This is a genomic window from Neglectibacter caecimuris, from assembly GCF_034335015.1.
GTDB lineage: Bacteria > Bacillota > Clostridia > Oscillospirales > Acutalibacteraceae > Acutalibacter > Acutalibacter caecimuris_A.
On sequence record NZ_JAWXXK010000003.1, the window covers coordinates 681,054 to 703,561 of the forward strand.

Here is a 22,508-nt window from a genome sequence, read left to right on the forward strand (position 1 = left end):
CCCTATCACCACACCTTGCCGCAAATAGCTATTGAAACTTTTTGGCTTTTTCATTGCTTTTAGCGGCGCAGGTCTTGAGTGCTCACAGGCTCTTTTGGAACTTGAGGATCTCATTGAAGGAAATCTGCCCATTGGTGCGCTTGGCATCCATGACGCACCGAGTGCGCTAATGATATTTGACAGGCACGCAAAAACCTAAAGTACAAGTATGGAAGCCGGAGCTTCTGGTGTAGAGGGTACTACGCAGACACGGTGAGAAAGAACGAAAAGGCGATTCGGGAATACATCAAAAGTCAGTTGGAGGAAGATTATACCAAAGATCAAATAACACTCAAGGAGTATATCGACCCATTTACGGGTCGCAAGAATGACAAGGCATAAGCAGGGGCCGCTTCAGCGGCCCCTGCTCGTAATGCAATGTCAAACCTTCCATGCCCCTTTAAGGGTGAAGTCAGTATTTCCCCCTTCTAGGAGTTTGATTCTTCACTTTTCATTAAATGCCAAGGCCGATTTTTAGGAAGTTAGAAAAAATCATGAATAGGCCCATAAAAATATCCTATTTTGCAGCAGAATCGCAACACGGGAGAATAAAACGCTTTCCGTGTTTACAAGCAGATTTTTTGCATTCCCCATCTTATACCAGAACGCATTTAATTTTCGGAATAAGCATCCTTCAGCGTTTCGTAATTCTGCCGCAGATCCTCTGCCAGATCCTCGATTAGCAGCTTGTCGGCGGCGCTGTCCCGCAGGGAAAAACGGAGGACTCCGTTTTTCAGAAACACGCCGGATTCCAGGTCGGCCTCCGAAATCGGGAATATCACGATCAAATGGCGGCGTGCCCGGCCTGTACGGGAAGCCTCTGTGATCTCCTCCGCGGCGTAAATGCCGAGCCCCGAAACGTACCAGTCAAGGTTTCCGATGGCTTTTCTCAGAAGCGTGCGCTCTTTCTCGCTTATCTCATACGTATCGCTTTTTTGCAGAGACCGCGTTCCCAGCAAGGAACCGTTCAGCCAATATTCCAGCGCCAGTTCCTGAACTCCAGGGGCAGTTTGACCAGGCTCGCCGAACAGGTCGATCCGATAAAAGGAATTTCCCGAGACCCTGTCGCTCATTTTTACGGAGACACTTTCGATCTTTCCCACGCACCAGCCTTGGGAGAGCTTTTCCGGCGCTCTGTCCGTTTCCAGGCATTCCTCCGGTGTGATCTTTCGCAAGCCGCGGCTCAAATAGCTTTCCGAAGGCGCGGCAGCGGCGCTTTGAAGATTTAAGGTGAATTCGGCGGTCACGTGCTTTTCCACAGTTTCCCCTTCCGCAAGCTTCCCGTCCCAATCATACAGGGTGAGAATGCAGCTTTGCCCCAGCTCCTGCACACCGGAAAAGGTCCAGGTAACGGTAAAGGGGCTGTCGGAAAGCTTTATGGTGGTGGTGGCGGAGGAGGAGCGAAACGTTTGGTTCGGCTGGCCCTGAATATCGGTACGGTCCGCGGGAAGCGGAGAGGATTCTGTCATTTTCAGAGTCAAAGCACCCTCCGCCTGAAGCTCCTCCGCTGTAAATGAGGAGGCGGTTTTTCCCTGAAGCTCCGCATATGCGCCAAAGGGAGTCAGGTCCTCATAGTACATGGGGATATAGCTTTTCCTTCCCATGTAAGGCACCTGGGCCGTGATCTGTACGATATTACCGTCCAGCAGCTTGATCTCCTTCAGGACCGTGCCGTTATCCTCCACGGGCAGCTGGAAAAGCTCCGTTTCTTGTTCCACATCGTGAAAAAGGTCAATTTCTCCGCCGTTTCTCTGCCGCCAGCCTTCATTGACCTGCTGGAAAAGCGTGCCCAGCCCCGGCAGACCCTCCGTCAGCTGCGGCTCTGTGGCGTTTAAGCCGATCAAAATAATGCCCAGCGCAATGCAGGCCGCCGCGGCCGTACAAAGCCCCCGAAGCACCGTATGCAGCGGGCGGCTTCGGGCAATGGGGCCGTCCGGCAGCCGGGTATAGGTTTCCTCCAGCGCCTTGCGGTATGCTTCCGGGGGCTCTTCCACGCCCCAGGCCCTGGAAAGCTCCCTGCGAAAGGCGGGGTCCCGCCGCAGCTCCTTCTGAGGGAGCTTTTCTTTTTTCTGTGGAGCTTTTTCAGTTTTCATACACAGCTTCCTCCTCGGCTTCGTTTTCCCGGTAGACTGCCTGAAAGCGTTTTCGTCCCCGCGCCAGGCGTTTTTTGATGATGTTTTCATTGAGAGACAGGATATGGGAGATCTCCCTGATGGGAAGGTCGTTTAAGTAATAGAGCGTCAGCAGCAGCCTGTCCTCCGGGTCCATAGCGTCAAGGGCCGCCTGCACATCTAAGGCACGGTCGCTTTCGCCGCCGCTCCAGCCCCCGGCGGGAAAGGCTTCCGGCAGCAGTTCCAGAGGAACCTCCCCTTTTTTCTGCCGGAGCAGATCATAGCAGCAGTTTAAGAGGATCCTGGTCAGCCACGTTTTGAAATACCTGGGCTGCCGGAGATCCGCCAGCCGGGAAAAGGCCTTGCAGATGGTCTCCTGCACCGCGTCCTCCACGTCCGCCTCCGTTTTCAGCACCGCCTTCGCCGTTCGGTACATCACCAGCTCATGCTCCCGCATCAGCCGGATAAAGGCGTCTTTTTCGCCATTTTGCGCCCTTCGCACCAGAGCTTCCTTTCCCATGCGCCTTTCTCCCTTTTCCCTATCGTCCATTAGACGGAGCTTCCCCCGGTTTGGTGCCCCGTTCCAAGAAGTTTTTCAGAATACAAAAGTGGTAAATGATAGTTTGATGCCCTTAGGCACCCCTTGCTTGCAAGGGGTGCTGTGCCCCGGCGGGGCACGTCCAGCACTGACCGGAGCGAAGCGGAGAACGCTGTCAGCCGAAGGCTGACTGAGGGGATTGAAAGCTGGCGATTTTATGCGGCTTCCCCCGCAAGCCCGATCCCTTCCGTCATGCTTACGCATGCCACCTCCCCTTGCAAGCAAAGGGAGGCTAAGGGCACTAAATTCCAATTCATCAAGCTGGGCTCTTGTCCTTCCTTTATTGCGCCGAAGGCGCTACCACCGTCTAGAATCCAGCATCCAGAATGCCCTTCTCTAACAACTAACCACTCACAACTAACTACTTTTATTATACAGGTCCGCGGCGCTTTTGAAAAGCCCTAGTCTTCCAATCGGCTCACCTTGGCGCTGACCTCTACCCTGTACTTGCAGCGGGCCATTTCTTCCTTCCAGCGTTCGGAAAGATCTCGCCAGCGCTCCGGCGCTTCCCGGTAAAGCAGTGCGCCGAAGCCGAAAATATCGCAGTGATCCTCCAGCACCGCTTTCTTGACCGCTTCTTCGATCTCTTCCCGCAGTTTTTCCGCGAAGCAGCGCTCCAACGTGCTATAATCCTCCGGCTCCAGCCGGTTTCTTCCGCCGGAAATGGCGCTGACGTCACCCCGGGCCCGCACCCGCAAGAGGAATTTGGGTGCGTCTTTCCCTATTTCCCAGGAAATTTCTCCCGTTCCTCCGGTGAGAGACAGGGTGACCGTTCCCAGCTCCTCTTCCCGCAGGACCACTTCTCCGTTTTCCAGCCGCTCCTTCACGGCAAGGTATCCTCTGGTTTCGTCCAGCGATAGAAAGCCCTGAAGCCTGTAGCCGTCAAAATAAGCGGTGGAAACGATCTTCACGCCGTCCTCCTCCGCCCGCAGTACCGGAAGCACCGGGGAAGAGCCCTGCCGCTTTACACCGTTTACAAAGTCCAGCAGCTCCACTCCCACCGTGCGCCCGGTGTCCCGGCTGCTGTCTCCCAGCTGCTGGAGCTCTCCCATTTTCAGGTATTTACCGTCCTTCTGGAAGCTTAAAATATCCTCTGCCTTTTCCTCCGCCAGATAGATCTGTACTGCCGGGCGGGTGTTATAATACCGCACAAAAAAATCCAGGCAGTGATCCAGCCCCTGCTCCCCACAGCTTTTGCCGAACACCACCAGGTAATTGTGGGCGTAAAAGGGCTTGCGGCCCGTGGAAAGGGACAGGCTGTTCAGGGCTTCCAGCACAGAGCTGCCCCGGCACTTGAAATATTCCTCTCCTTCGTCCTCGGAGGAGGTGGAGGAACGCACCGTAACGATAAAGTCCTCTCCTTCCGTGTCCACGCCGATGCCATGGATCAAAAGCCGTTCATAAAGCTCTCTTCCCCCGCAGCCCCACAGGCCCGTGATCAGCGCCGTACACAGCAGCAAGCTCAACACCCGGAGCAGAAGTTTTTTCCCTCTGTTTTCTCTCGCCTTCATCTTTCTTTCCTCCGTTTCAGCCAGCCGATCCCCCACACCAGAAAGGGCAGTACGCTGCCTACCCCCACGGTGCAGAAAAGCAGAAGCCGGGTATTCAGCAGTACTCTCTGCGCGGCGATACTTCCCGCAGCGGCATAGGCCAGAATCAGGATCGCGGCTCCGGAAAGAAGCAGGGCTGTTTTCGGGCATTTCTTCCCTGCCAGAGAAGCAAAGCACACCCGGCAGGCATACAGGTCGCAGGCCAGCTTTACGATCATTCCCGTCATCCACACCCCCACGAATACCGCGTCCAGCCGCTGCATGGAGCGGATCTCCGTAATGGAGGAAAGAGAATAGACCGGAAAATTCTGGGTGGCGGCATAGGGGCCGAGGCATCCTGCCAACAACAGAAGCAGAATGCCGGTAAACAGGAAGGTGCCCCCCGCCCAGCCGAAAAAGCCTGCTTTTCTTTTGCCATTTACCATGGGCAGCAGCACCGCCATATCCGCAAAGACAGAGGTGCGCGCCAGAAAAAGCTCCGTGCCCTGAAGGGTTTGGGAAAAACCGTGGTAAAACAGGGGCTCCAGGTTTTCCGGGTCAAAGCGGAATGCCACAATGGCAAATACCAGCCCTGCGCCCACCAGCAGCACGGCGAACACGCACACCGCGCAGCGGGCCACCGTTTCGATCCCCCGGAAAGCCCCGTACAGCGCTACCCCCAAAAGCGCCGCTATGGTGAGGGCGGCGGAAAACTCCGGGTTCACCGTGTCCAGCAAAAAGATCTGAAACAGCCCCAGGGAAGAGCCGTTTACCAAAATAAAATAGAGCAGATAGAAAAAAGGCACCGCTTTCCCTGATTTTCCCCAGGCGGCCTGGGCCGCGTCGCCGATACTGAGCTCCGGGTACAGCCGGGCAAGCCCCCACACGGGCAGGGCCAGCAGAAGCCCCAGCGCCATGGCAAGGCCATAGGAAAAAATGGCCTCCAGCATATTTTCCCCGCCCAGATACCGGGCGCTCAGGGCAATGGTGACCACCACCCGGGATACAAACATCATGAGAAAGAACTGACCTGCGCTGATCCTGTGCTTTACTGTTTCCATAGCTCTCCTGCTTTCTTTTTCCGCCCGGCAAAACACTTTGCCCGGTTTCCCCGGAATTTATTGGCCTTTTTCCCGGCTGCCGGGCATATCCTGCACCTTTGCGTCCCATCGGGCCAGCTTTCTCCAGCTCTTTCTCCCCGCCACGTCCCGGTGCACCAGCAGACTTCTGAAGGGAGAGATGGGGGTAAGCAGCGGCACCCCGAAGCTCGCGGAACCGCACAGGTCCATCAGCAGCAGGACAAAACCGATCATCACGCCCCACACGCCGAAAAAGCCCCCCGCCAGCAGAAACCCCAGCCGCAGCAGGGACAGGGGTTCATAGAGCCTGGGAATGGCATAGCCCGCAATGGCGGTAAGGGCCACCACCATCAGGGAGGGGGCGCTGACAAGCCCAGCGGAAACCGCCGTGTCTCCGATCACCAGGCCGCCCACGATGCTTACTGTGGCGCTTAAGGAGCGGGGCGCCCGCAGGCCCGCTTCCCGCAGCATTTCATAAAGGAAATACAACAGCAGCGTTTCCGCCAGCACCGGGAAGGGCGTTTCCGCTTCGGCCTGGGCGATCTTCAGCATCAGGCTTTCGGGCAAAAGCTCCGGGTGATGGGCGGCGATGGCCACATACAGCCCGGAAAGCAAGGCGCTGACAAAAAAGGCGATATATTTCAGCCACCGGACAAAGGCCGCGTAAAAGGGCCTGGTCAAATAATCGTCCAGGGTTTGAAAGTTCTCTATAAACAGGAATGGGATCAGCAGCACGCTGGGGGTGCCCTCCACCAAAATGGCCACCCGCCCTTCCTCGATTTTTCCGCAGACCACATCGGGCCGTTCCGTAAGCCCCACGCCGCTGAACAATCCGCCCCGCTCCAGAAAGCTGGTGAGATACCCGGCTCCCAGTGCGGTTTGCAGGTCGCAGCTTTGCAGCTTTTTCCGTACCTGCGCCAGAATTTTTTCCGACGCGATCCCTTCCAGATAACAGAGGGCCACCGGGGTATGGCTTTGGGCGCCTACCTCCGCCTTTTCAAATTTCAAGGCGGGCGTTTTCATTCTGCGGCGGATCATGGCGATATTGTTCTGGTAGCTTTCCGTAAAGCCGTCCTTGGCGCCCCGCTGCATCACCTCGTTTTGGGGCTCCTCCGGCCCCCGGCTGTCAAAGCCCTGCACACCGAATACAATGGCCTCCTGGCAGCCGTCCACACACAGCACGGCAAAGCCGCTCATCAAAAGCACCAAAAGAGTCTCCAGATCAGACTCCCGTTTCTGCTCCATGGTGCCCAGCACCGTCTTTTCAATGAGACCTAAGCGGTCCTCCGCGTGCTTCGGCAGCTCGCTTTCCATCAGGGGGTTCAGAATACTCAGGGTGATCACCTGCTTGCTCACCAGGCCGTCCAGAGCGAACAGCACAGCCTTCACGCCGGAAAGCTCCATTTCTCTTGCCATAAAATCCATGGCGTTTTTGAATTTTTCCTGGAAAAACTTTTGATTGACTCCAACATAAGAAGAAACCTTTGTCAACTCCGCTTCCTTTTCCATAGAGTACGGCCCTTTCCTTTCCCGCTTGCAAACTATAATTACCAGTTACCCCCGGTCGGGTCAGAAATTGTTCTCCTGCACCAAGTAGGGACACGAGCGGCCGCGGCACAAGCGTTGTAACCAACGCTGCGCCGCGCAAGCTTTTTTACTTCCGAACTATTTTTTCCCATGAGCTTCAAAATATCCGCCGGGATAAAAAGGCGGGAACGTATTATACTAAAGCCAATGGAATGCTGTGGGAAAGGAGATCGCTATGGTCGTTTCACTGTTTCGCACTCTGATCATGTACGGGATCATTCTTCTGGGCGTGCGCATTATGGGAAAAAGGCAGATCAGCCAGCTGCAAACCTCGGAGCTGGTGGTAACGCTGCTGATCTCAGAGCTTGCCGTAATGCCCATTCAGGAGCACGACGAACCCCTGTGGAACGGGATCGTGCCCATGCTGGCCCTGATCTTCTGTGAGATCGTGGTGTCCCTTTTGATGCTGAAGATCGGAAAATTCCGAAAGCTGATCTGTGGCAAGCCCATTCTCGTCATTGAAAACGGAAGGATCCTGCAGGAGCAGATGCGAAAGCTCCGCATGAGCACCGAGGACCTTTTTGAGCAGCTCCGGCAAAACGGCGTGTTTTCTCTGGAGGAGGTGGCCTACGCCGTTATCGAGACCAACGGCATGATGAGCGTGTCCCGCCACGCAAAGGACGACCCCCTCACCCCCTGGCAGGCCGGTATCAAGGTGAAAAAGGAGTATCTGGAGCTGGTGGTGGTAAGCGACGGGGAAATTTCTGAAAGCTCCCTGAAGCTTTGCGGCAGGGACATCGGCTGGGTGCGGGAAAAGGTGGCGGCGGCAGGCCTCTCCCTTTCCGAGGTCTTTATTATGACCGCCTGCCAAAACGGCGCTTTTCAAATCGTCCCCAAAGAAAAAAAGACAAGCTGAAGCGCTTCAGCTTGTCTTTTTTCCATCAAATCCGTTTCTTTTATCCGCACAGCATCAGGCACAGTTCCCGCAGAGCTTCCACCGTGGGAACAATGCGGGAAGCACCCGCGCTTTCCAGTTCGCCCGCTTCGGAATATCCGTACCGTACCCCGATAGTTTCCAGGCCCTGGGCCTTCGCGCCCACAATATCCTGGCGGCGGTCGCCGATCATTACGGCCTCTTCCCGGGGCGGATTCCCCAACTGCCGCAGCGCCTCACCGACCACCTGAGCTTTGTCTGTCATGGTGCCGTCCAAATTGGCCCCTGCCGTCAGGGTAAAGTAAGAAGTAATTCCCCGCATTTCCAAAATCTGCCGGGCAAAATACAGGGGCTTTGAGGTGGCAAGGCAAAGGGCGGCCTTGTCGGAAAGCTCTTCCAAAAGCTCCTTCATGCCGGGGTACAGCGGGCTTTCAAATACGCCCTTCTCCCGATAGCGCTCCCGGTATTTCTCCACCGCCGCAAGGGCCTGCTCCTGAGAAAGGCCGTAAAACTCCCGAAAGGACTGATCCAGCGGCGGCCCTACAAACCGCCGCAGCTTTTCCTTCGGCTCATGGAAAAACCCAAACTCGTCCAGGGCATACTGGGCGCTTTTCATAATGCCCTTGCCCGTGTCCGTAATGGTGCCGTCCAGGTCAAATAAAAAATACTTTTTCATAGCGCTTCCCTTTCAGAGATCAGGCATGTATTACGACTGTCTTAATGAGCAATTATGGATAAGAGACTGGTTTGATAAGGAATTGGCGGTTGCTCACTCGCTCTCCGCCTGTCATTACTGAACAGAAAGCAAGGAGCCCTTACTTTCTCGGTGAAGAATCTCGTCCTTTGCCCTTTTCTGGAATTAAGGACGAGATTCTTCGCCGGGAAAGCGGAGTTTACTTCGCTTTTTGCTCAGGATGACAAAGAGGGTAAGTTAGTACAACAAATCGTAATTTAGCAAACTAGCGAATAGTAGAAAACCCTTGCCTCCCCTGAAAGGGGAGGTGGCGGCCATAGGCCGTCGGAGGGGTTCCAGCTCAGTTGAAATCCGTGTAAAACCTACGTTTTATCGGCTTCCCGAGTAGAACCCCTCAGTCACGGCAAAGCCGTGACTGCTCCCCTTTCAGGGGAGCCAAGGGGTGCGTGCTAAACCGTAATTTTTTGCTCTTCCCTGTCTTTTTTCCATACGCCACTATGCGGCATCACTACCGTCCAGAATCCAGAACGCCCTTTCTAACAACTAACAGCTAACGACTAACAACTGACCTTTTCCAGCCGGGCAAAATTGGCGAACAACTTTTTCGTGCCTACCTTTTCAAAGGCGATCTCCAGCAGGGTATCGTTTGCCATGGGGGTGGCGGTAAGGATCAGCCCAACGCCGAAGGTTTTGTGCTTCACGCTGTCTCCGGCCTGGTAGGTTCCCACGGGGGCGGGCTTTACCCTGTTGGGCTGATAGCCCCCTACGGCGGCATTTCCCGTCCGGCCCGCCGATGGAGCGTGTTCGCCGGAGCCGCCGAAGGAAGGCAAAAGCTGTGTGAAGCGATAGCCGTATTCCCGGGAACGGGTGCGCTCTAAAAGCTCCTCCGGAATTTCCTCCGCAAACCGGGAGATCCTGTTTCGGTTGGTGGAGCCGAAGATCATGCGGGAATCGGCGTTTAAGAGGTACAGCTCCTCCCTGGCCCGGGTGATGGCCACATAGGCAAGCCTGCGTTCCTCTTCTACCTGTGAGGGATCGTAAATGACCGCGCTGCCGGGAAACACCCCTTCCTCCCAACCGGGCAGGAACACCACCGGGAATTCCAGGCCCTTGGCGGAATGGATCGTCATCAGCACCACGGAATCTGTGCCGCTGTCGTAATTATCGATATCGGTAAACAGGGAGACCTCCTCCAAAAACCCGGAAAGGCTGGCCTCTTCTCCCGCTTCCTCCTCATACCGGCGAAGCATACTGGATAATTCCTGCACGTTTTCCGCCCGCTCCTCCGCTTTCTCCGGCTCGTCTATGCGCAGAAAATCCAGATATCCGGTAGCCTCCAGCAGCTCACTATATAGCTCGCTGGGGGAAAGCTCTTCCTCCTGGTTTTTCTCGATGAAGCCCTGCATCATGGCGGAAAATTCCTTGAGCTTTTTGGCGGCCCTGGAAATGGCGGGGTATTCCTCCGCCCGGGAGATCACCTCAAACAGGCTTTCCCCCACCTGCTGGCCGATCTGCACGGCGGTATCCACGGTTTTTTCGCCGATGCCCCGCCGGGGCACGTTGAGGATCCTGCGCAGCCGTATTTCGTCGCCGGGATTGTTGACCACGCTGAGATAGGAGATCATATCCCGCACCTCTTTCCGGTCAAAGAACCGGGTGCCGCCGATGATCCTGTGGGGAATCCCCTGCTTGGCAAACATTCTTTCAAAGGTGACGGACTGGGAATTCATGCGGTACAGCACGGCATAGTCGGAAAAGCTTCTGCCCTGGGCCACTCCTTCCAGAATAACCTTCGCCACCCGGTCGGCCTCGTCGATCTCATTTTCCGCCGTGTGAAGCGAAAGGAGCTTCCCCTCTCCCGCCGCTGTCCACAGGGTTTTCCCCTTTCGTTCGGTATTGTTGGAGATCACGGCGTTGGCGGCGTCCAGAATATTCTGGGTGGAGCGATAGTTCTGCTCCAGGCGGATCACCTTGGCGCCGGAAAAATCCTGCTCGAAATTCATAATGTTTTCAATGGTGGCCCCCCGGAATTTGTAGATGCTCTGGTCGTCGTCGCCCACGACGCAGAGATTTTGGCTTTTCTGCGCCAGCAAATTGATAAACTCATACTGAGCGTGGTTGGTATCCTGGTACTCGTCCACCATAATATACCGGAAACGATCCTGATAATATTCCAGCACATCGGGGCATTTCTGAAACAGCCGCACCGTGTTCACGATCAGGTCGTCAAAATCCATGGCGTCGGAATCCTCCATACGCCGCTGATAGACCGCGTAAGCCCTGGCCACCTGCTTCAGGCGGAAATCGTTTCCCGCGGTTTCCTCATATTCCCGGGGGGAGATCAGGCTGTCCTTGGCCCGGGAGATCTCATGAAGGATCGCCTTGTGGGAAAGGGCCTTTTCCGAAATGCCCAGGTCGGCCATAACGGTTTTCATCATGCGGCGGCTGTCGTCGGTATCATAGATGGTGAAATGGGAGGAAAACCCCAGCCTCTCCCCATCCCGGCGCAAAATTCTGGCGCAGCCGGAATGGAAGGTGGAGGCCCACACATCGTTTCCCTCTTCCCCCAGCATGGCGCAAAGCCGCTCCTTCAGCTCCCCCGCCGCCTTATTGGTAAAGGTGATGACCATGATCTTCCAGGGCAGACAGGCGGAAACAGACAGCCGCGCACGGGTAAGCGCGGGCAGCTCTCCCTCCCCTGCTATGTAAGCGGCGCAGGCCGCCCCGTCCTCCTCCGAAAATTCCGGCTGAAGAAAGGTGCTTTCGTAGGCCTTGCCGTACCGGATCAGACTGGCCACGCGGTTTACCAGCACGGTGGTCTTGCCGCTGCCCGCTCCCGCCAGCACCAGCACCGGCCCCTCTGAGGTAAACACCGCCTCCTGCTGGCGGTCGTTCATACGGGAAAAATCCTTTTCCATCACCTGTTTTCTCAGCTTTAAAATCGTGTCCTTGGAAAATTCCATAGATGCGGTTCCTTTCTGAATCCTGCTCTTCCCTTATTTCCAAATAGTTATTTGACATTTCATTTTTAGTATATCATAATCTCTTCTCCATTTCTACCGTGATATTTTCTTTAACTCTCAGCATTTTTTGCAACATTCTTACCAAGTCGGTGCAACAATCCACATAAACATAAATATTGAAAAAAATTATTATTGACAGGAATGCTGAATGTGATATATACTATAAATTATAAGATTATTTTGAAAATCAAAAAGGAGGGTGTAAAGAAAAAATTTTTTAGAAATTTTATGCTAACCTGAAAAAAGGAGGATTTTGAATTATGAAAAAGTTAATAAGTCTCTTCATCAGTGCTTGTATGCTTTTGATTTCTGCTTCTATATCAGTACAGGCTTCTCCGTCCGTTGATTCCGTTGACTTTACGGAAATGCCCCAAAAGATAAGAATAGATCATAGCATTCAAAAAACCGTTCAAGATTACGCCCCAAACGCAGAAGAATGGTGGAGTTGGTATAATAGCCTTCCTCTGATTGACGATAAGTATGTTAATCAAAATTCCGTTGCCATTTGGCTTACTGATTTTTCTAAGCTTACTCCTGAAGAAAAGGAATGTGTCAATTATAATCCTTTGCTTTTTCCGGAGATGAAAAAGATGGCAGCAGAAGAGTCTTTATCCGTTTCCAGCCTGCCTCTCGGCGGATATGAGCATGACTTTGATTTTGATCTATGGGAAAAGGTGAAGAAAAAAGCAAATTGCTATGCATATGTGCTCAACACCTATGCCCGTGAGGGCTATGCACCTTCCCCCGGCACAAAATCGGCAACCACCAACATACTGCCCGAATATACGCTTTCCTATATGAGAACACATCTTGCTGAGATACTTGCCGAGGACGCACCTTACTTTAACGGAAAAACCATTACAAAATGCAGTACCTACACAACACCAGGAACCAGACAATACAAAATTGCTTGTGCTTTTTCCGAAGGAGAAAGTGGAATCGACGGAGGAGATTTCCACTTTTATCGCCAAGATTCTAACGGCTACTTTTCTCAGAAAAGAGGATTCACTTCCATAACTAAGTTAGATGCCAGTCAAAATTTTATTACTAATCCTCAAACATGCAATAGAAATTACAATTCAAAAAGAGCAAATTATTCTTATTTTGCTGGCTTTTTCATGGTTACATATTAAGGAGAAATTGTATGAAAATCCCTTCTTTTCTTACTATATTTTCGCTGATTATATTACTATTGTTATATGGCTGTTCAACCAGACAATCAAATATACCTTCCGGCATTTTTTCCTATCCAAGTGCGCCCTCCGCGCCTTCCGAAGCAGAGCTGTATGCTTTTGTGGAGGAAGCCATGCCCCCGCTGGACCGGTGGCGGCAGGCCTATGAAGCGCTTTCCGCCGGGGAACAGGCTCAGGTGCGGGAATGGCTGGGCTGGTATCAGGGGCTCGGGGAAGAGGACCGGGAAATGCTCTCGTACCGCCCCGGGGGCTTTGGCTGTTTTTTTGAAATGGACGCCGCGGCTGTTATGGAGGCTCAAAGCAGCGAGGTACAGCAGGTGGTGGAGGAAAACTCCGAAGGCAGGTCTCAGCTCTGGTGGAGCCATTTCTGCTCCCTGCCGGAGTACGACCCCAAAAGCTCTCAAACCGCTGAGCTTGCCTGGCTCAGGGATTTTTCCGCCGCTTCTCCGGAGGAGCGTGAGCTTTCCAGCTACCGGCCCGCAGGCTTGCCGGAAGCTTACACGGAGTTGGAGCTTGCCAAAAAGCTGAAGGAGATCGATCCCGGCGTTATCCGGGCGGTGGAGGAGCACGTTTTCTCCCCCGGCGCCTGGTGGCATCAGTACTTCCGGCAGCCGGAGGTATCGGACAACGGCCTGGAAAGCCAAGAAAAAATCATGAACTGGCTGCTCTGGTACACAGGGCTTTCCAAGGAAGATCAGGAAAGAGCAGATCAGCGCACTCATCTGTTTTTTGCCGCCTGGGAATAGGAAACAGCGGATAAACGGACACAATGCAAAAAACACAGCGGCTGCTGTGCTTTCAGATACTGGACGGTGGTGGTGCCAATAACCGAGCATTGCGCGGTTATTGGCACCATATTTTTAAGAAAGGGCAGGAAATTATAGTTTAATATACAGTTCCCAACTGTCATTCTGAGGAACAAAGTGACGAAGAATCTCGTCCTTAAAGCCCTTCAAAAAGACCCAAGGACGAGATTCTTCACCGAGAAAACAAGGTTTCCCTGCTTTCTGTTCAGTAATGACAGGTAGAAAGTAAGCGGCACGCCGCAAATTCCAATTTACCGAACTCTTCCCTCGCTCTTCCTAATTGCTCATTTTTTGCTGCTCTTCCTCAGCCAGTTGTTTTCGCAACTCTTCTTTCTGCGTCTCGTTTTTCGCAGCTATTTCTTCGGCCTCTTCCGGGGTAATTTCCTCGGCGTAAACATCTATCACGGAAAGATAGTACTCGTATTCCTCCTGAGAGAGAAATCCGCTTTCCAAATTAGCTTTATAAGCCTCCAGGGTTTCCTGATAGATCCTGCCCTCCTTCACGGGGTAGCTTTTGTTAAACTCAGGATAGACCTTTTCCAGCGTGTTCAAAGGAAGAACCGCCTCGGAAACCGAGAGTCCCTTTACGATATCCTCCCATTGGTCCACGATCTCAAAATTTTCCGTCGGCAAGGCTTTGCTGCTGTTTGCCAAAAACACATCGCTCTGTTTCTCCTGCGGTGCGGACAGCGCCGCGATTTTTTGCTGAGACTCCGGAAGCGCCGCAAATACGCTTCTCCACAGGCTCGTCAAAATGTAATATTCCCCCGGGCCGTTGATGCCGTAGCCCCTGTCCGGCTGCTGAAGGAACAGCAGGTATTCCTTCCCCAGGCAAAGCTCCGGCTCGTCCTGATATTCTATATATTCTTTCCCCACCAGACCGCCGGACAGCCGCACGGTCACCGTTTTGTCCGCTTCCCCGCGGAAGACCTTTTCCGGGGTAATCTCCACGTCTGTATGCACGGAAACGCTGTCGTAAACCGTTCTTAACAGAATAGGCTCGGAGATATGAGAGACCCTGCCGTACAAAATCAGGGAAGAGCGCTCGGAAACCTCAAAGAGATTCTCTTCTACAGAAACACCTTCCGCGGTAATAATCTCTGTATCATCCGGAAGCGACTCCATTTTTGTGGAAAGAAGCGAAGCTTGGGCAGGACCCTCAGAAAGAGACGAGGTTTCGGCTTCCAAAACAGAAAAAGGCCCGTTTTGCAGAAAAAAGATTCCGCCCAGCATGATCACCAGAAAAACAGCAGCGCCCCCGACTAAAAAGCCAACTTTCCTTTTTTGATCTTTCATAGCACACACTCCTTCTTGATAAGACTTTTACTTATGGATAAAGAACTTTTAATCCATTGATATCATCTTGCCGAAGTCTCCGCCAGGAAATAGAATTCTGCCGATTCTCCCAATTACCCACCATAACGGAATCTTTCTCATACGCTCTGGGATTCTGAATATCACCTAATCCCACTGTATGCCCAGATTCATGCAAAAAAATCGAATATGCGTCCCAACGTCCTGCTTCTGCCCCGTTTGAAAATTTCTTACTAACATTAAAATTAATATCACTTTCCAGGACTAAATAGCTGGAATTGCTCCATCTAACTAAATTTACTGCAATTCTGTTATCTGTGGGAATGCTTTTCCTATAAACCAAGTTCAATCCATCTCTTGCCGCATTTGCCCCAAAATCAGACAGAGAATGGCGCACTGTAGGATTTCTTTGCATTAATGAGTGTCCACTCTCTTTATTCCATTGATAAAGAGCCTCATTCATATGTGAAAAGGTAGTGCTTCCAAAATCCTCGTGAACTAAGTATTTGAGCGTTTCCGAAGTATTCAGGGATATTGTCGTGTATGGACGATCTTCATCATACAAATTGTACGCCGAAGCTTTTGGTGAAAAAGCTGTAATCAATAAAACTATTGCTAACAGGAAACCAGTTTTTTTCATTTTACCATTCCTTTTTTGTATTATCCTTTATGTTATAATATCAAACTTTCCAAAAAATGTCAATAAAACTATCACTTGTTTTCACCAATTTTTTAATATGTAGACAAAAAAATCGAAGCGCCAACCCAAACAAAGATAGGTCGCTTCGATTTCACAGCGCATAGTTTCTGCGCAATAAAAGCCAAACACTGCTTAATCAGTTAAGAGAACCACTAAAAAGGCACAAGCATCTTGCGCAATGAAGAAGGGCGGTACTTTTCCGAAGGAAAAGGCGGTCACTTCGTGACCGAGCACTTCTTCCAAAGCAAAATCCGTTCCGGATTTTGCGTTTTACATGTCCCGGAACCTCTTGACCCTGCGCAGTTGTTTCTGCTTCCGGCGGTAGAGCAAAATCAGGATAATATACACAATGATCAGCGCTACGATCACCGCCATGATCACCAGGAACCAGGGGGCGCTGAGCACGGCCTGGCCCTGCTCCCACACATGGAGCGCTTCGCTTCTGTCCACCGATTCCGCCGCCACCAGGGGCACCGTGGCGATCACCTCCCCAGCATAGCTTAAGGAGGCGGTGCCGATCTGTTCTCCCTTGCGAACGGGGGCCTCCACGTTTTCAGGAATATCCGGCGTGATCAAAATGCTGGTGGAATTCACTTCCTTGGGCAGCATGACCGAGGCGTTTTCCCCCGCCGCCAGCAGCAGCTCGTCCTTTTTCCAGGCATATTTCAAATTGACCGAGCTCATCACGTCTCCCTGCACCGCCACTGTCTTTTTTTCCAGGCTGGTCAACGACCAGCGGAACAGAGTGGCACAGTCCAGCATTTCCCCGTGCAGATCGCAGAACGCGCCGTCCTCGTAATACATGGGGCTCCCCATGGCAATGGCGATATAGGTATAGCCATCGGCCGTGGCGGAGGCGGCAATGCAGTAGCCCGCTTCGTCCAGCGAGCCGGTTTTGATGCCTGTGGCGTACCGGTAATAATAGGACATGCCGGCCTCGTCTGCGTAATTGGTCAGCATTTTGTTGGTGGTGTTGGCCGTGCGCACCTCTTCGGAACCGATGGGTCTGTAATTATAGGCGGAGGTGCCTGTGATCTCGGTGAAATTCGGCAGGGTCATGGCGTATTTCGTGATGATCGCCATTTCCCTGGCGGTGGTATAATGGTTGGGGTTATGAAGGCCGTGGGCGTTGGTGAAATGGGTGTTTTCACAGCCCAGCTCCTTGGCCTTTTCGTTCATCAAATGAACAAAATAGCTTTTTCCAGTGTAGTCCGTGGGGTCGAAGGAGTTTTCCCCTTCCTCCCCGTCGTCTTCCCCGCTGTCGTCATCGTCCTCCCCCTCCGGCGCGGGAGAAGGGGAAGGCGTGGGCGCGGCGGCGGCCTCGCTTTCCAAAGCGGCCTGCTCCTCGGGGTACAGGGAATCCACATATTTTGCCAGGGTCAGGGCGGCGTTGTTTCCGCTGGGGACCATCATCAGATACAGCATATCTTTGCCGTTAAAGGATTCTCCCGGATACATGTCCGCCACGGAGCTTCCCGTGTTCATCAACTCCTCGTCCACGCTTTCCGGCATGGTGATCTGGGCGTTTTCGATATTGGGAATATTCTCATAGGCCACGATATAGCTCATGATCTTCGTCATGGAGGCCATGGGCAGCCTTTCATCGGCGTTCATGGCATAGGCCACCGTGTCCGTATCCAGATTCAGCAGGAACAGGGATTTGCAGTGGGGCTCCGTGTTGTCGTCTCCAATATCCCAGTTGAAGGGGAAGCCCTCGGCGGAAGCCGGAGCCGCCCACAGGGAAGCAAAAAGCAATATCGAAAGCAGCGCCGCTGCCAGCCGTGTATATTTTTTCATGAAAAGAACCTTCCTTTTCCCAAAAATCGCCTGTACGTTTCCGAATTTTTATAGTATACTGGGTACATGGAGCTTGCCCTTACGCCCTTCTCCAGCATCTAGCATCTAAGATTATACACGGTTCCAGCTCAAAAGAAAAGATTGAGTTTCTTAATATTTTTGAAAGCCGGTGAAAGCCTTGAAGCTGTTTCATACCTCAGACTGGCATCTGGGCAGAATGCTGTACGGCAGAAGCCTGCTCCCGGATCAAAGCTGGTTTTTTCAAGAGGTATTCCTCCCTGCGGTAGAGCGGGAAAAGCCCGCCTGTGTTTTGCTGGCGGGAGATATTTACGACAGGCAGATCGCCCCGCCGGAGGCTATCCGTTTGTTTGACTCCGTGCTTTCCCGGCTTGTGGAGCTTTCCTGCAAGGTCTGTGTGATTTCCGGAAACCACGACGGCGCCGACCGTATCACCTTATTGAAAACTGCTCTGCGAGGCAGCGGCGTGTATTTCTCCACCACCCTTTCCGACGCTTTTTCTCCGGTCCTGCTGGAGGAAAACGGGGAAAAGGTGCAGCTGTTTCTTCTCCCCTACTTCAACAGCGCCCAGGGCAGGGAATTTCTGGGGGACGATTCTCTGCGGGGAGAAGCCGCCTGCATGAAGCTTTTGATCGAGCAAATGCTTCCGCTGTTCGAGCCGGGAGCCGCCCATATTCTCGTTTCCCACTGCTTTGCCGCCGGGGCCATGCCCTCCGATTCGGAAAGCAGCCTGTTTGTAGGCGGCGCGGGAGAGATCCCGCCGGAGCTGTTTTCTCCCTTTGACTATGTGGCCCTGGGCCACCTCCACGGCCCTCAGCGGGCAGGAGAAAAGGGAAGATATTCCGGCTCTCCCCTGAAATATTCCGTAGATGAAGAGCACCAGAAAAAGGGCTTTTGTCGCCTGGAATGGGACGGTGCTTCCCTTGCCGTGGAAGAAGTACCCATTACGCCGCTGAGAGATGTGCGCCGGATTTCCGGTTTGTTTCAGGAGCTTTTGGAGCAGGGGAAAAAACAGCCCTGCGAGGACTATGTGGAGCTGGTGCTGGAGGATAAGTCCCCTGTTTTCCTGGCCAGGGACAAGCTGCGCCCCTATTATCCCAATCTGCTTTCCCTCTCCAACCCCTGGGCGATCTCCGGGGCGGCGGGAGAACGGGCGGCAAGGCTGAAAGGGCAGGACGACCGAACCATCTTTTCCTCTTTTTTGCAGGACGTGTGCGGAACCCCCGCCGAGCCTGAGGAGCTTCAGCTGCTGCAGGAGCTTTTGGAGGAAATGGAATCCGGCCGGTAGCCAGACGGTGCAAATTTGCACCGTCTGGCTAACAAGCGTTCGGAACAGAAAGGAGGGCGGCCATGAAACCCATTCGCCTGCTGCTTCAGGCCTTCGGGCCCTATCCGGAAAAAACAGAATTGGATTTTACCGCCTTTGAGGAAGCCGGGCTGTTCCTCATTTCCGGCCCCACCGGTGGCGGGAAAACCGCCCTGCTGGACGCGATGAGCTTTGCCCTGTACGGCAGGGCCACCGGCGGCAGGCGCACCTTTGATTCCATGCGCTGTATGGCGGCGGAGGACGATACCCCCACCCTTGCGGAATACGATTTTTCCCTGGGAGAGAATATCTATCGCTTCCGGCGCACCCGGTATCTTCACATCAACCGAAACACCAAGGAGCCGGAATTTCGGGATTCTCACGAATGCTTTCTGCTGGAAAATGGGGAATTCCGGCTGCTGGAAAGCAAAAGCGAAACGGCGGTGCGCAATGTGGCCGAGGAGCTGCTCCACCTGACCGCGGAGCAGTTTTCCCAGGTGATCGTACTGCCCCAGGGGGAATTTTTGCGGCTGCTGCGGGCCAATTCCAAGGAAAAGGGGGAAATGCTGCGCACCCTGTTTTCCGCCGGGCGCTGGAAAGCACTGACAGATTCCCTGCTGCGGCGCACCAAGGCCTTGGAGGAACAGCTGCGGGAACTGGAGGCGAAAAAAAGCTCCCTGCTGCAAAAGGAAGCCCTGGAAACCACAGAAGCGTTGGAGCAAAGCATCACCGCCGCCGGGGAGCGGGAAGCCGCTCTGCGGAAAACCAGCGAAACCCTAACGAAGCAGTGGCAGGAGGCGGAGCGCCTGCTTCGGGCGGCGGAAGCCTGGGGCCAGCTGACCGCCACGCTGCGGGAGGCCGAAAAAAGCTATGAAGCCTCCAGGGAGCGCAAAACGCTTTTAGAACAGGAAAAGGATATCGCAAAGCAGCAACGTCAGCAGGCCGAAAAGCTTCGGGAAGAAGCGGTGCTTCAGGCCCGGGAAACCGCCCGCCTCACCGAACGCCGGGAAGAGCTGCGCCGTGCCGAAGACCTGAAGCGGCAGCGGGCGGCTGCCCAAAAGGCCCTGCGAGAGCTGCAAAGTGATTTGGAGCGGTGCGGCGCTCAAGAGAAAGAGCTTGCCGCACGCCTGGAAACGGGAAAGCTGTTTGTACAGCAGTGCCAGGCCGCCGCGGGGCTTCTTCCCCAGCTGCTGGAGCGGCGAAGCGTTCTGGAAAAAACACAGGAAGCCTACCGGGAGCTTTTGGGGCGCAAAGAGTCCCTGCAAAAAACGGAAGCAGAGCTGGCGGCGCAGAAGCAGGAGGCCGAAAAGCAAAGAGTTCTCAGTGAAACGCTGACCGGGCAACTGGAGCACCAGGAAGCGCTGGCCCGCCGCAACGCCGCGCTGGGCCTGTCCCAGGGCCTTCGGGAGGGAGAGCCCTGTCCTGTCTGCGGCAGCCGGGAGCACCCCGCCCCGGCCCAGGGCAGCCGGTCCCTTCTTCGGCAGGAAGAGCTGGAGGCCCTTCGGGCCGGAGAAAGGGAAGCACGGCAAAAAGCATTGCAGGCTATTGCCCTGCAGCGCTCCCTGGAAGCCCAGCGGGAAAGGGCCCTTCAAAGCCTTCAGGAGCAGGAGCGCCTTTGCGCCGCCCTGCCCCTTTCCCCGGAGCAGGCAGAACAGGAGGTTGCCGGGCTCACCGGAAAGCTGGAGGAAGCGCAGAAAAACGCCGGCCTTTTGGAAAAAGCTCAGGCCCGCCTGGAAAAGCTGATCGGAGAAAAGGAGCTGCTCACAGCGCGAAAAGCAAAACAGCGGGAAGAAGCCTCCGCCCTGGAAGCCAGGGAAAAAGAGCTTACACACCAAACAGCGGAAGCGGAACAGGCCCTTGCCGGGCTGACCGCCGCCGGGCTGGAGCAGGAGCTTGCGCAAAAGGAAGCCCGCTATAAAAAGCTGGAACAGGACGCCGCCGCTTTGCTCCGGCAGGCCGAAGCGCTGGAAGGAGAACGGCAAAAGGCGGAAACCACCCTGGCCCTGGCCCAAGCCGCCCTGGAAAAAGCGCGGCGAGAGGCGGAGGCCTTTCAAAAGCCCTGGGAAACCGAGCCCGAGGCAGAAGCTCTGCGGCAGCGGGAAGCGGCCCTGCGGGAGGAACGCCTGCGGTGTTCTGAGGAGCTGGGAAGCGCCGTTCAGCTGGCCGCCTCCCTCCGCGCCACACTGCAAACCATACGGGAGCTGGAAAAAGGCTCTCTGGGGCTGGAAAAGAAATACAGCCGCACCGCCCGGCTTTCCAAAGCCCTTTCCGGAAACAATCCCCAGAAGCTGCCGATTTTGCAATATGTGCTCAGCATCATGCTGGAGGAAGTGCTGGTCAGCGCCAACCGCTTTTTCTCCACCCTGAGCCGGGGACGGTACGCCCTGCGGCTGATGGAGGGGCCAAAAGGGGGAAATTCCCTGAGCGGGCTGGATCTGGAGGTGCTGGACGGCTCCTCCATGCTCCCCCGCTCCATCGAGACCCTGTCCGGAGGAGAACAGTTTTTGGCCTCTCTGTCTCTGGCCTTCGGGCTGTCCGAGGTGGTGCAGAACCATTCCGGCGCGGTACGGCTGGATTCACTGTTCATCGACGAGGGCTTCGGCTCCCTGGACGGGGAAACGCTGGACACCGCCATGAAGGCCCTGGAAATGCTCCAGGGCGGCGGACGGCTCATCGGCATCATTTCCCATGTATCAGAGCTGAAAAATCGGATCCCCTGCAGCATTCAGGTGACCAGAACTCCCTCCGGCGCTTCCCGGGCTGCGGTCAAGTTTTGAGCCGCCAGCTGCGGATACAATAAGCAATGAGGAATGAAGGGGAAGGACAGAGTTTAATAAATTGGAATTTAGCGGCGAGGCGCTTTCTTTCCGTCTGTCATCCTGAGCAAAAGCAAAGCAAGCTTTGCTGCCGCGAAGGATCTCGTCCTTTGTCCTTTTCTCCCGGAATTAAGGGCGAGATTCTTCGTCTCTTCGTTCCTCAGAATGACAGCGGGAAACTGTGTGTTAAATTATGATTTACCGTTTTTCCTCCAGCCCTCCATTGCTCATTCCTCATTGCTAATTTCTCATAAGAAAGGATGTTTTTTATGAAGGTCACTTTCATTCAGCACAGCTGCTATTTTGTGGAGCTTTCCTCCTGCTGCCTTCTGTTTGATTATTATGAGGGAAGCGTTCCCGAAACCGATAAGCCCCTGTATGTATTCGCCAGCCACAGCCATGGCGACCATTTTTCTCCCGCCGTTTTTTCTTTCCCCCGGCAGGGAAAAGAAACCTTCTATCTCCTTTCCGATGATATCTGGGAAAGCCGGGTGCCGGAGGAAAAACGAAGCCATACGCTGTTCGTGTCTCCTCACAGAACCTATGAGCTCGGCAGCTTGAAGGCCGCTACCCTTCGTTCTACTGACGCGGGCGTTGCCTTTCTGGTGCAGTGCGAAGGAAAGCTTCTCTACCACGCGGGAGATCTGAACTGTTGGGTGTGGGACGGCGCGCCCCGCTTTCAGAACGACCAAATGACACGGCAGTACCGTCAGGAGCTGGAGCTGCTTTCCGGCAAAAAGATCGATGTGGCCTTCGTTCCCCTGGATCCCCGTCAGGAGGCTGACTTCGACCTGGGTATGAAATACTTTTTTGAGGCCGCTGGCGCGGAGTATGTGTTCCCCATGCACATGTGGGGCGACACCTCCGTTGTGCCCCTGTTCAAATCCACGCCCGGCTATGAGGAATATGCCCGCCATGTGATGGACGCGCGGGAGCCGGGACAGGAATTTATCTTGGAGGACTGAATCCTTTTTTCCGAAGTCCATTTTCTGAAAATAGTGCAAGAACAAAGGAAAGCAGGGGA

The 22,508-nt window shown here is 54.1% G+C and carries 16 protein-coding genes and 1 pseudogene; 7 read left to right on the plus strand and 10 right to left on the minus strand.

What is annotated here, in order from left to right:
* Window positions 1–160: 160 nt before the first annotated feature.
* Window positions 161–381 (plus strand): annotated as a pseudogene (locus U8T64_RS06195) (transposase); the annotation flags it as partial.
* Window positions 382–650: 269 nt separating this feature from the next.
* Here the strand turns inward: U8T64_RS06195 and U8T64_RS06200 are convergent.
* The 5 genes from U8T64_RS06200 to U8T64_RS06220 form a co-directional block, all read right to left on the minus strand.
* Window positions 651–2,132, minus strand: a complete 1,482-nt coding sequence (locus U8T64_RS06200; RefSeq protein WP_322181951.1) for a DUF4179 domain-containing protein — start codon at window positions 2,130–2,132, stop codon at window positions 651–653.
* Window positions 2,122–2,670 (minus strand): sigma-70 family RNA polymerase sigma factor, encoded by a 549-nt coding sequence (locus tag U8T64_RS06205; protein WP_322181953.1) that lies wholly within the window; start codon window positions 2,668–2,670, stop codon window positions 2,122–2,124. The genes U8T64_RS06200 and U8T64_RS06205 overlap by 11 nt, the downstream gene beginning before the upstream one ends.
* A 479-nt stretch (window positions 2,671–3,149) precedes the next feature.
* On the minus strand, window positions 3,150–4,259 hold the full coding sequence (locus U8T64_RS06210; RefSeq protein WP_322181955.1) for a Ger(x)C family spore germination protein: 1,110 nt from the start codon (window positions 4,257–4,259) through the stop codon (window positions 3,150–3,152).
* Complete coding sequence (locus U8T64_RS06215; protein WP_322181957.1) at window positions 4,256–5,338, minus strand: GerAB/ArcD/ProY family transporter; 1,083 nt, start codon at window positions 5,336–5,338, stop codon at window positions 4,256–4,258. The genes U8T64_RS06210 and U8T64_RS06215 overlap by 4 nt, the downstream gene beginning before the upstream one ends.
* A 57-nt stretch (window positions 5,339–5,395) precedes the next feature.
* The gene (locus U8T64_RS06220; protein ID WP_322181960.1) at window positions 5,396–6,865 is read right to left on the minus strand and encodes a spore germination protein; all 1,470 of its coding nucleotides are present in this window, start codon (window positions 6,863–6,865) and stop codon (window positions 5,396–5,398) included.
* Window positions 6,866–7,118: 253 nt separating this feature from the next.
* On the opposite strand from U8T64_RS06220, the gene U8T64_RS06225 reads away from it, so the two are divergent.
* Window positions 7,119–7,799, plus strand: a complete 681-nt coding sequence (locus U8T64_RS06225) for a DUF421 domain-containing protein (protein WP_322181962.1) — start codon at window positions 7,119–7,121, stop codon at window positions 7,797–7,799.
* Between the two features lie 40 nt (window positions 7,800–7,839).
* On the opposite strand, the gene U8T64_RS06230 is transcribed toward U8T64_RS06225, so the two are convergent.
* Both U8T64_RS06230 and U8T64_RS06235 read right to left on the minus strand, forming a co-directional pair.
* Window positions 7,840–8,493 carry an HAD hydrolase-like protein gene (locus tag U8T64_RS06230; RefSeq protein WP_322181963.1) on the minus strand — a complete coding sequence of 218 codons (654 nt, stop codon included), beginning with the start codon at window positions 8,491–8,493 and terminating at the stop codon, window positions 7,840–7,842.
* Between the two features lie 575 nt (window positions 8,494–9,068).
* Entirely contained in the window at window positions 9,069–11,474 is a 2,406-nt protein-coding gene (locus U8T64_RS06235) for an ATP-dependent helicase (protein ID WP_322181965.1), read from the minus strand.
* Window positions 11,475–11,794: 320 nt separating this feature from the next.
* Between U8T64_RS06235 and U8T64_RS06240 the strand changes: the two genes are divergently transcribed.
* Window positions 11,795–12,667, plus strand: a complete 873-nt coding sequence (locus U8T64_RS06240) for a hypothetical protein (protein WP_322181967.1) — start codon at window positions 11,795–11,797, stop codon at window positions 12,665–12,667.
* A gap of 161 nt (window positions 12,668–12,828) precedes the next feature.
* On the plus strand, window positions 12,829–13,473 hold the full coding sequence (locus tag U8T64_RS06245) for a hypothetical protein (protein ID WP_322181969.1): 645 nt from the start codon (window positions 12,829–12,831) through the stop codon (window positions 13,471–13,473).
* Between the two features lie 336 nt (window positions 13,474–13,809).
* Here the strand turns inward: U8T64_RS06245 and U8T64_RS06250 are convergent, their stop codons facing one another.
* From U8T64_RS06250 to U8T64_RS06260, 3 genes are all read right to left on the minus strand, one after another.
* Window positions 13,810–14,829 carry a hypothetical protein gene (locus U8T64_RS06250; RefSeq protein ID WP_322181971.1) on the minus strand — a complete coding sequence of 340 codons (1,020 nt, stop codon included), beginning with the start codon at window positions 14,827–14,829 and terminating at the stop codon, window positions 13,810–13,812.
* A gap of 31 nt (window positions 14,830–14,860) precedes the next feature.
* Entirely contained in the window at window positions 14,861–15,487 is a 627-nt protein-coding gene (locus tag U8T64_RS06255) for a matrixin family metalloprotease (protein ID WP_322181973.1), read from the minus strand.
* A 330-nt stretch (window positions 15,488–15,817) separates the two neighbouring features.
* Window positions 15,818–17,344, minus strand: a complete 1,527-nt coding sequence (locus U8T64_RS06260) for a D-alanyl-D-alanine carboxypeptidase family protein (RefSeq protein WP_322181975.1) — start codon at window positions 17,342–17,344, stop codon at window positions 15,818–15,820.
* Between the two features lie 178 nt (window positions 17,345–17,522).
* Here U8T64_RS06260 and U8T64_RS06265 point away from each other — a divergent pair, with 178 nt between their 5' ends.
* The 3 genes from U8T64_RS06265 (at window position 17,523) to U8T64_RS06275 (ending at window position 22,449) form a co-directional block, all read left to right on the plus strand.
* Window positions 17,523–18,650 carry an exonuclease SbcCD subunit D gene (locus tag U8T64_RS06265; protein ID WP_322181977.1) on the plus strand — a complete coding sequence of 376 codons (1,128 nt, stop codon included), beginning with the start codon at window positions 17,523–17,525 and terminating at the stop codon, window positions 18,648–18,650.
* Window positions 18,651–18,712: 62 nt separating this feature from the next.
* Complete coding sequence (locus U8T64_RS06270) at window positions 18,713–21,445, plus strand: AAA family ATPase (RefSeq protein WP_322181980.1); 2,733 nt, start codon at window positions 18,713–18,715, stop codon at window positions 21,443–21,445.
* A gap of 308 nt (window positions 21,446–21,753) precedes the next feature.
* Window positions 21,754–22,449 (plus strand): MBL fold metallo-hydrolase, encoded by a 696-nt coding sequence (locus U8T64_RS06275; RefSeq protein ID WP_322181982.1) that lies wholly within the window; start codon window positions 21,754–21,756, stop codon window positions 22,447–22,449.
* The last annotated feature ends 59 nt before the right edge of the window (window positions 22,450–22,508 follow it).

Excerpts from the sequence above, each read along its gene's own strand:
- U8T64_RS06200 (WP_322181951.1), bottom strand. The coding sequence starts at position 2,132 with ATGAAAACTGAAAAAGCTCCACAGAAAAAAGAAAAGCTCCCTCAGAAG.
- U8T64_RS06260 (WP_322181975.1), bottom strand. The coding sequence starts at position 17,344 with ATGAAAAAATATACACGGCTGGCAGCGGCGCTGCTTTCGATATTGCTT.
- U8T64_RS06235 (WP_322181965.1), bottom strand. The coding sequence starts at position 11,474 with ATGGAATTTTCCAAGGACACGATTTTAAAGCTGAGAAAACAGGTGATG.
- U8T64_RS06220 (WP_322181960.1), bottom strand. The coding sequence starts at position 6,865 with ATGGAAAAGGAAGCGGAGTTGACAAAGGTTTCTTCTTATGTTGGAGTC.
- U8T64_RS06240 (WP_322181967.1), top strand. The coding sequence starts at position 11,795 with ATGAAAAAGTTAATAAGTCTCTTCATCAGTGCTTGTATGCTTTTGATT.
- U8T64_RS06215 (WP_322181957.1), bottom strand. The coding sequence starts at position 5,338 with ATGGAAACAGTAAAGCACAGGATCAGCGCAGGTCAGTTCTTTCTCATG.
- U8T64_RS06225 (WP_322181962.1), top strand. The coding sequence starts at position 7,119 with ATGGTCGTTTCACTGTTTCGCACTCTGATCATGTACGGGATCATTCTT.
- U8T64_RS06230 (WP_322181963.1), bottom strand. The coding sequence starts at position 8,493 with ATGAAAAAGTATTTTTTATTTGACCTGGACGGCACCATTACGGACACG.
- U8T64_RS06210 (WP_322181955.1), bottom strand. The coding sequence starts at position 4,259 with ATGAAGGCGAGAGAAAACAGAGGGAAAAAACTTCTGCTCCGGGTGTTG.
- U8T64_RS06270 (WP_322181980.1), top strand. The coding sequence starts at position 18,713 with ATGAAACCCATTCGCCTGCTGCTTCAGGCCTTCGGGCCCTATCCGGAA.
- U8T64_RS06250 (WP_322181971.1), bottom strand. The coding sequence starts at position 14,829 with ATGAAAGATCAAAAAAGGAAAGTTGGCTTTTTAGTCGGGGGCGCTGCT.
- U8T64_RS06255 (WP_322181973.1), bottom strand. The coding sequence starts at position 15,487 with ATGAAAAAAACTGGTTTCCTGTTAGCAATAGTTTTATTGATTACAGCT.
- U8T64_RS06205 (WP_322181953.1), bottom strand. The coding sequence starts at position 2,670 with ATGGGAAAGGAAGCTCTGGTGCGAAGGGCGCAAAATGGCGAAAAAGAC.
- U8T64_RS06275 (WP_322181982.1), top strand. The coding sequence starts at position 21,754 with ATGAAGGTCACTTTCATTCAGCACAGCTGCTATTTTGTGGAGCTTTCC.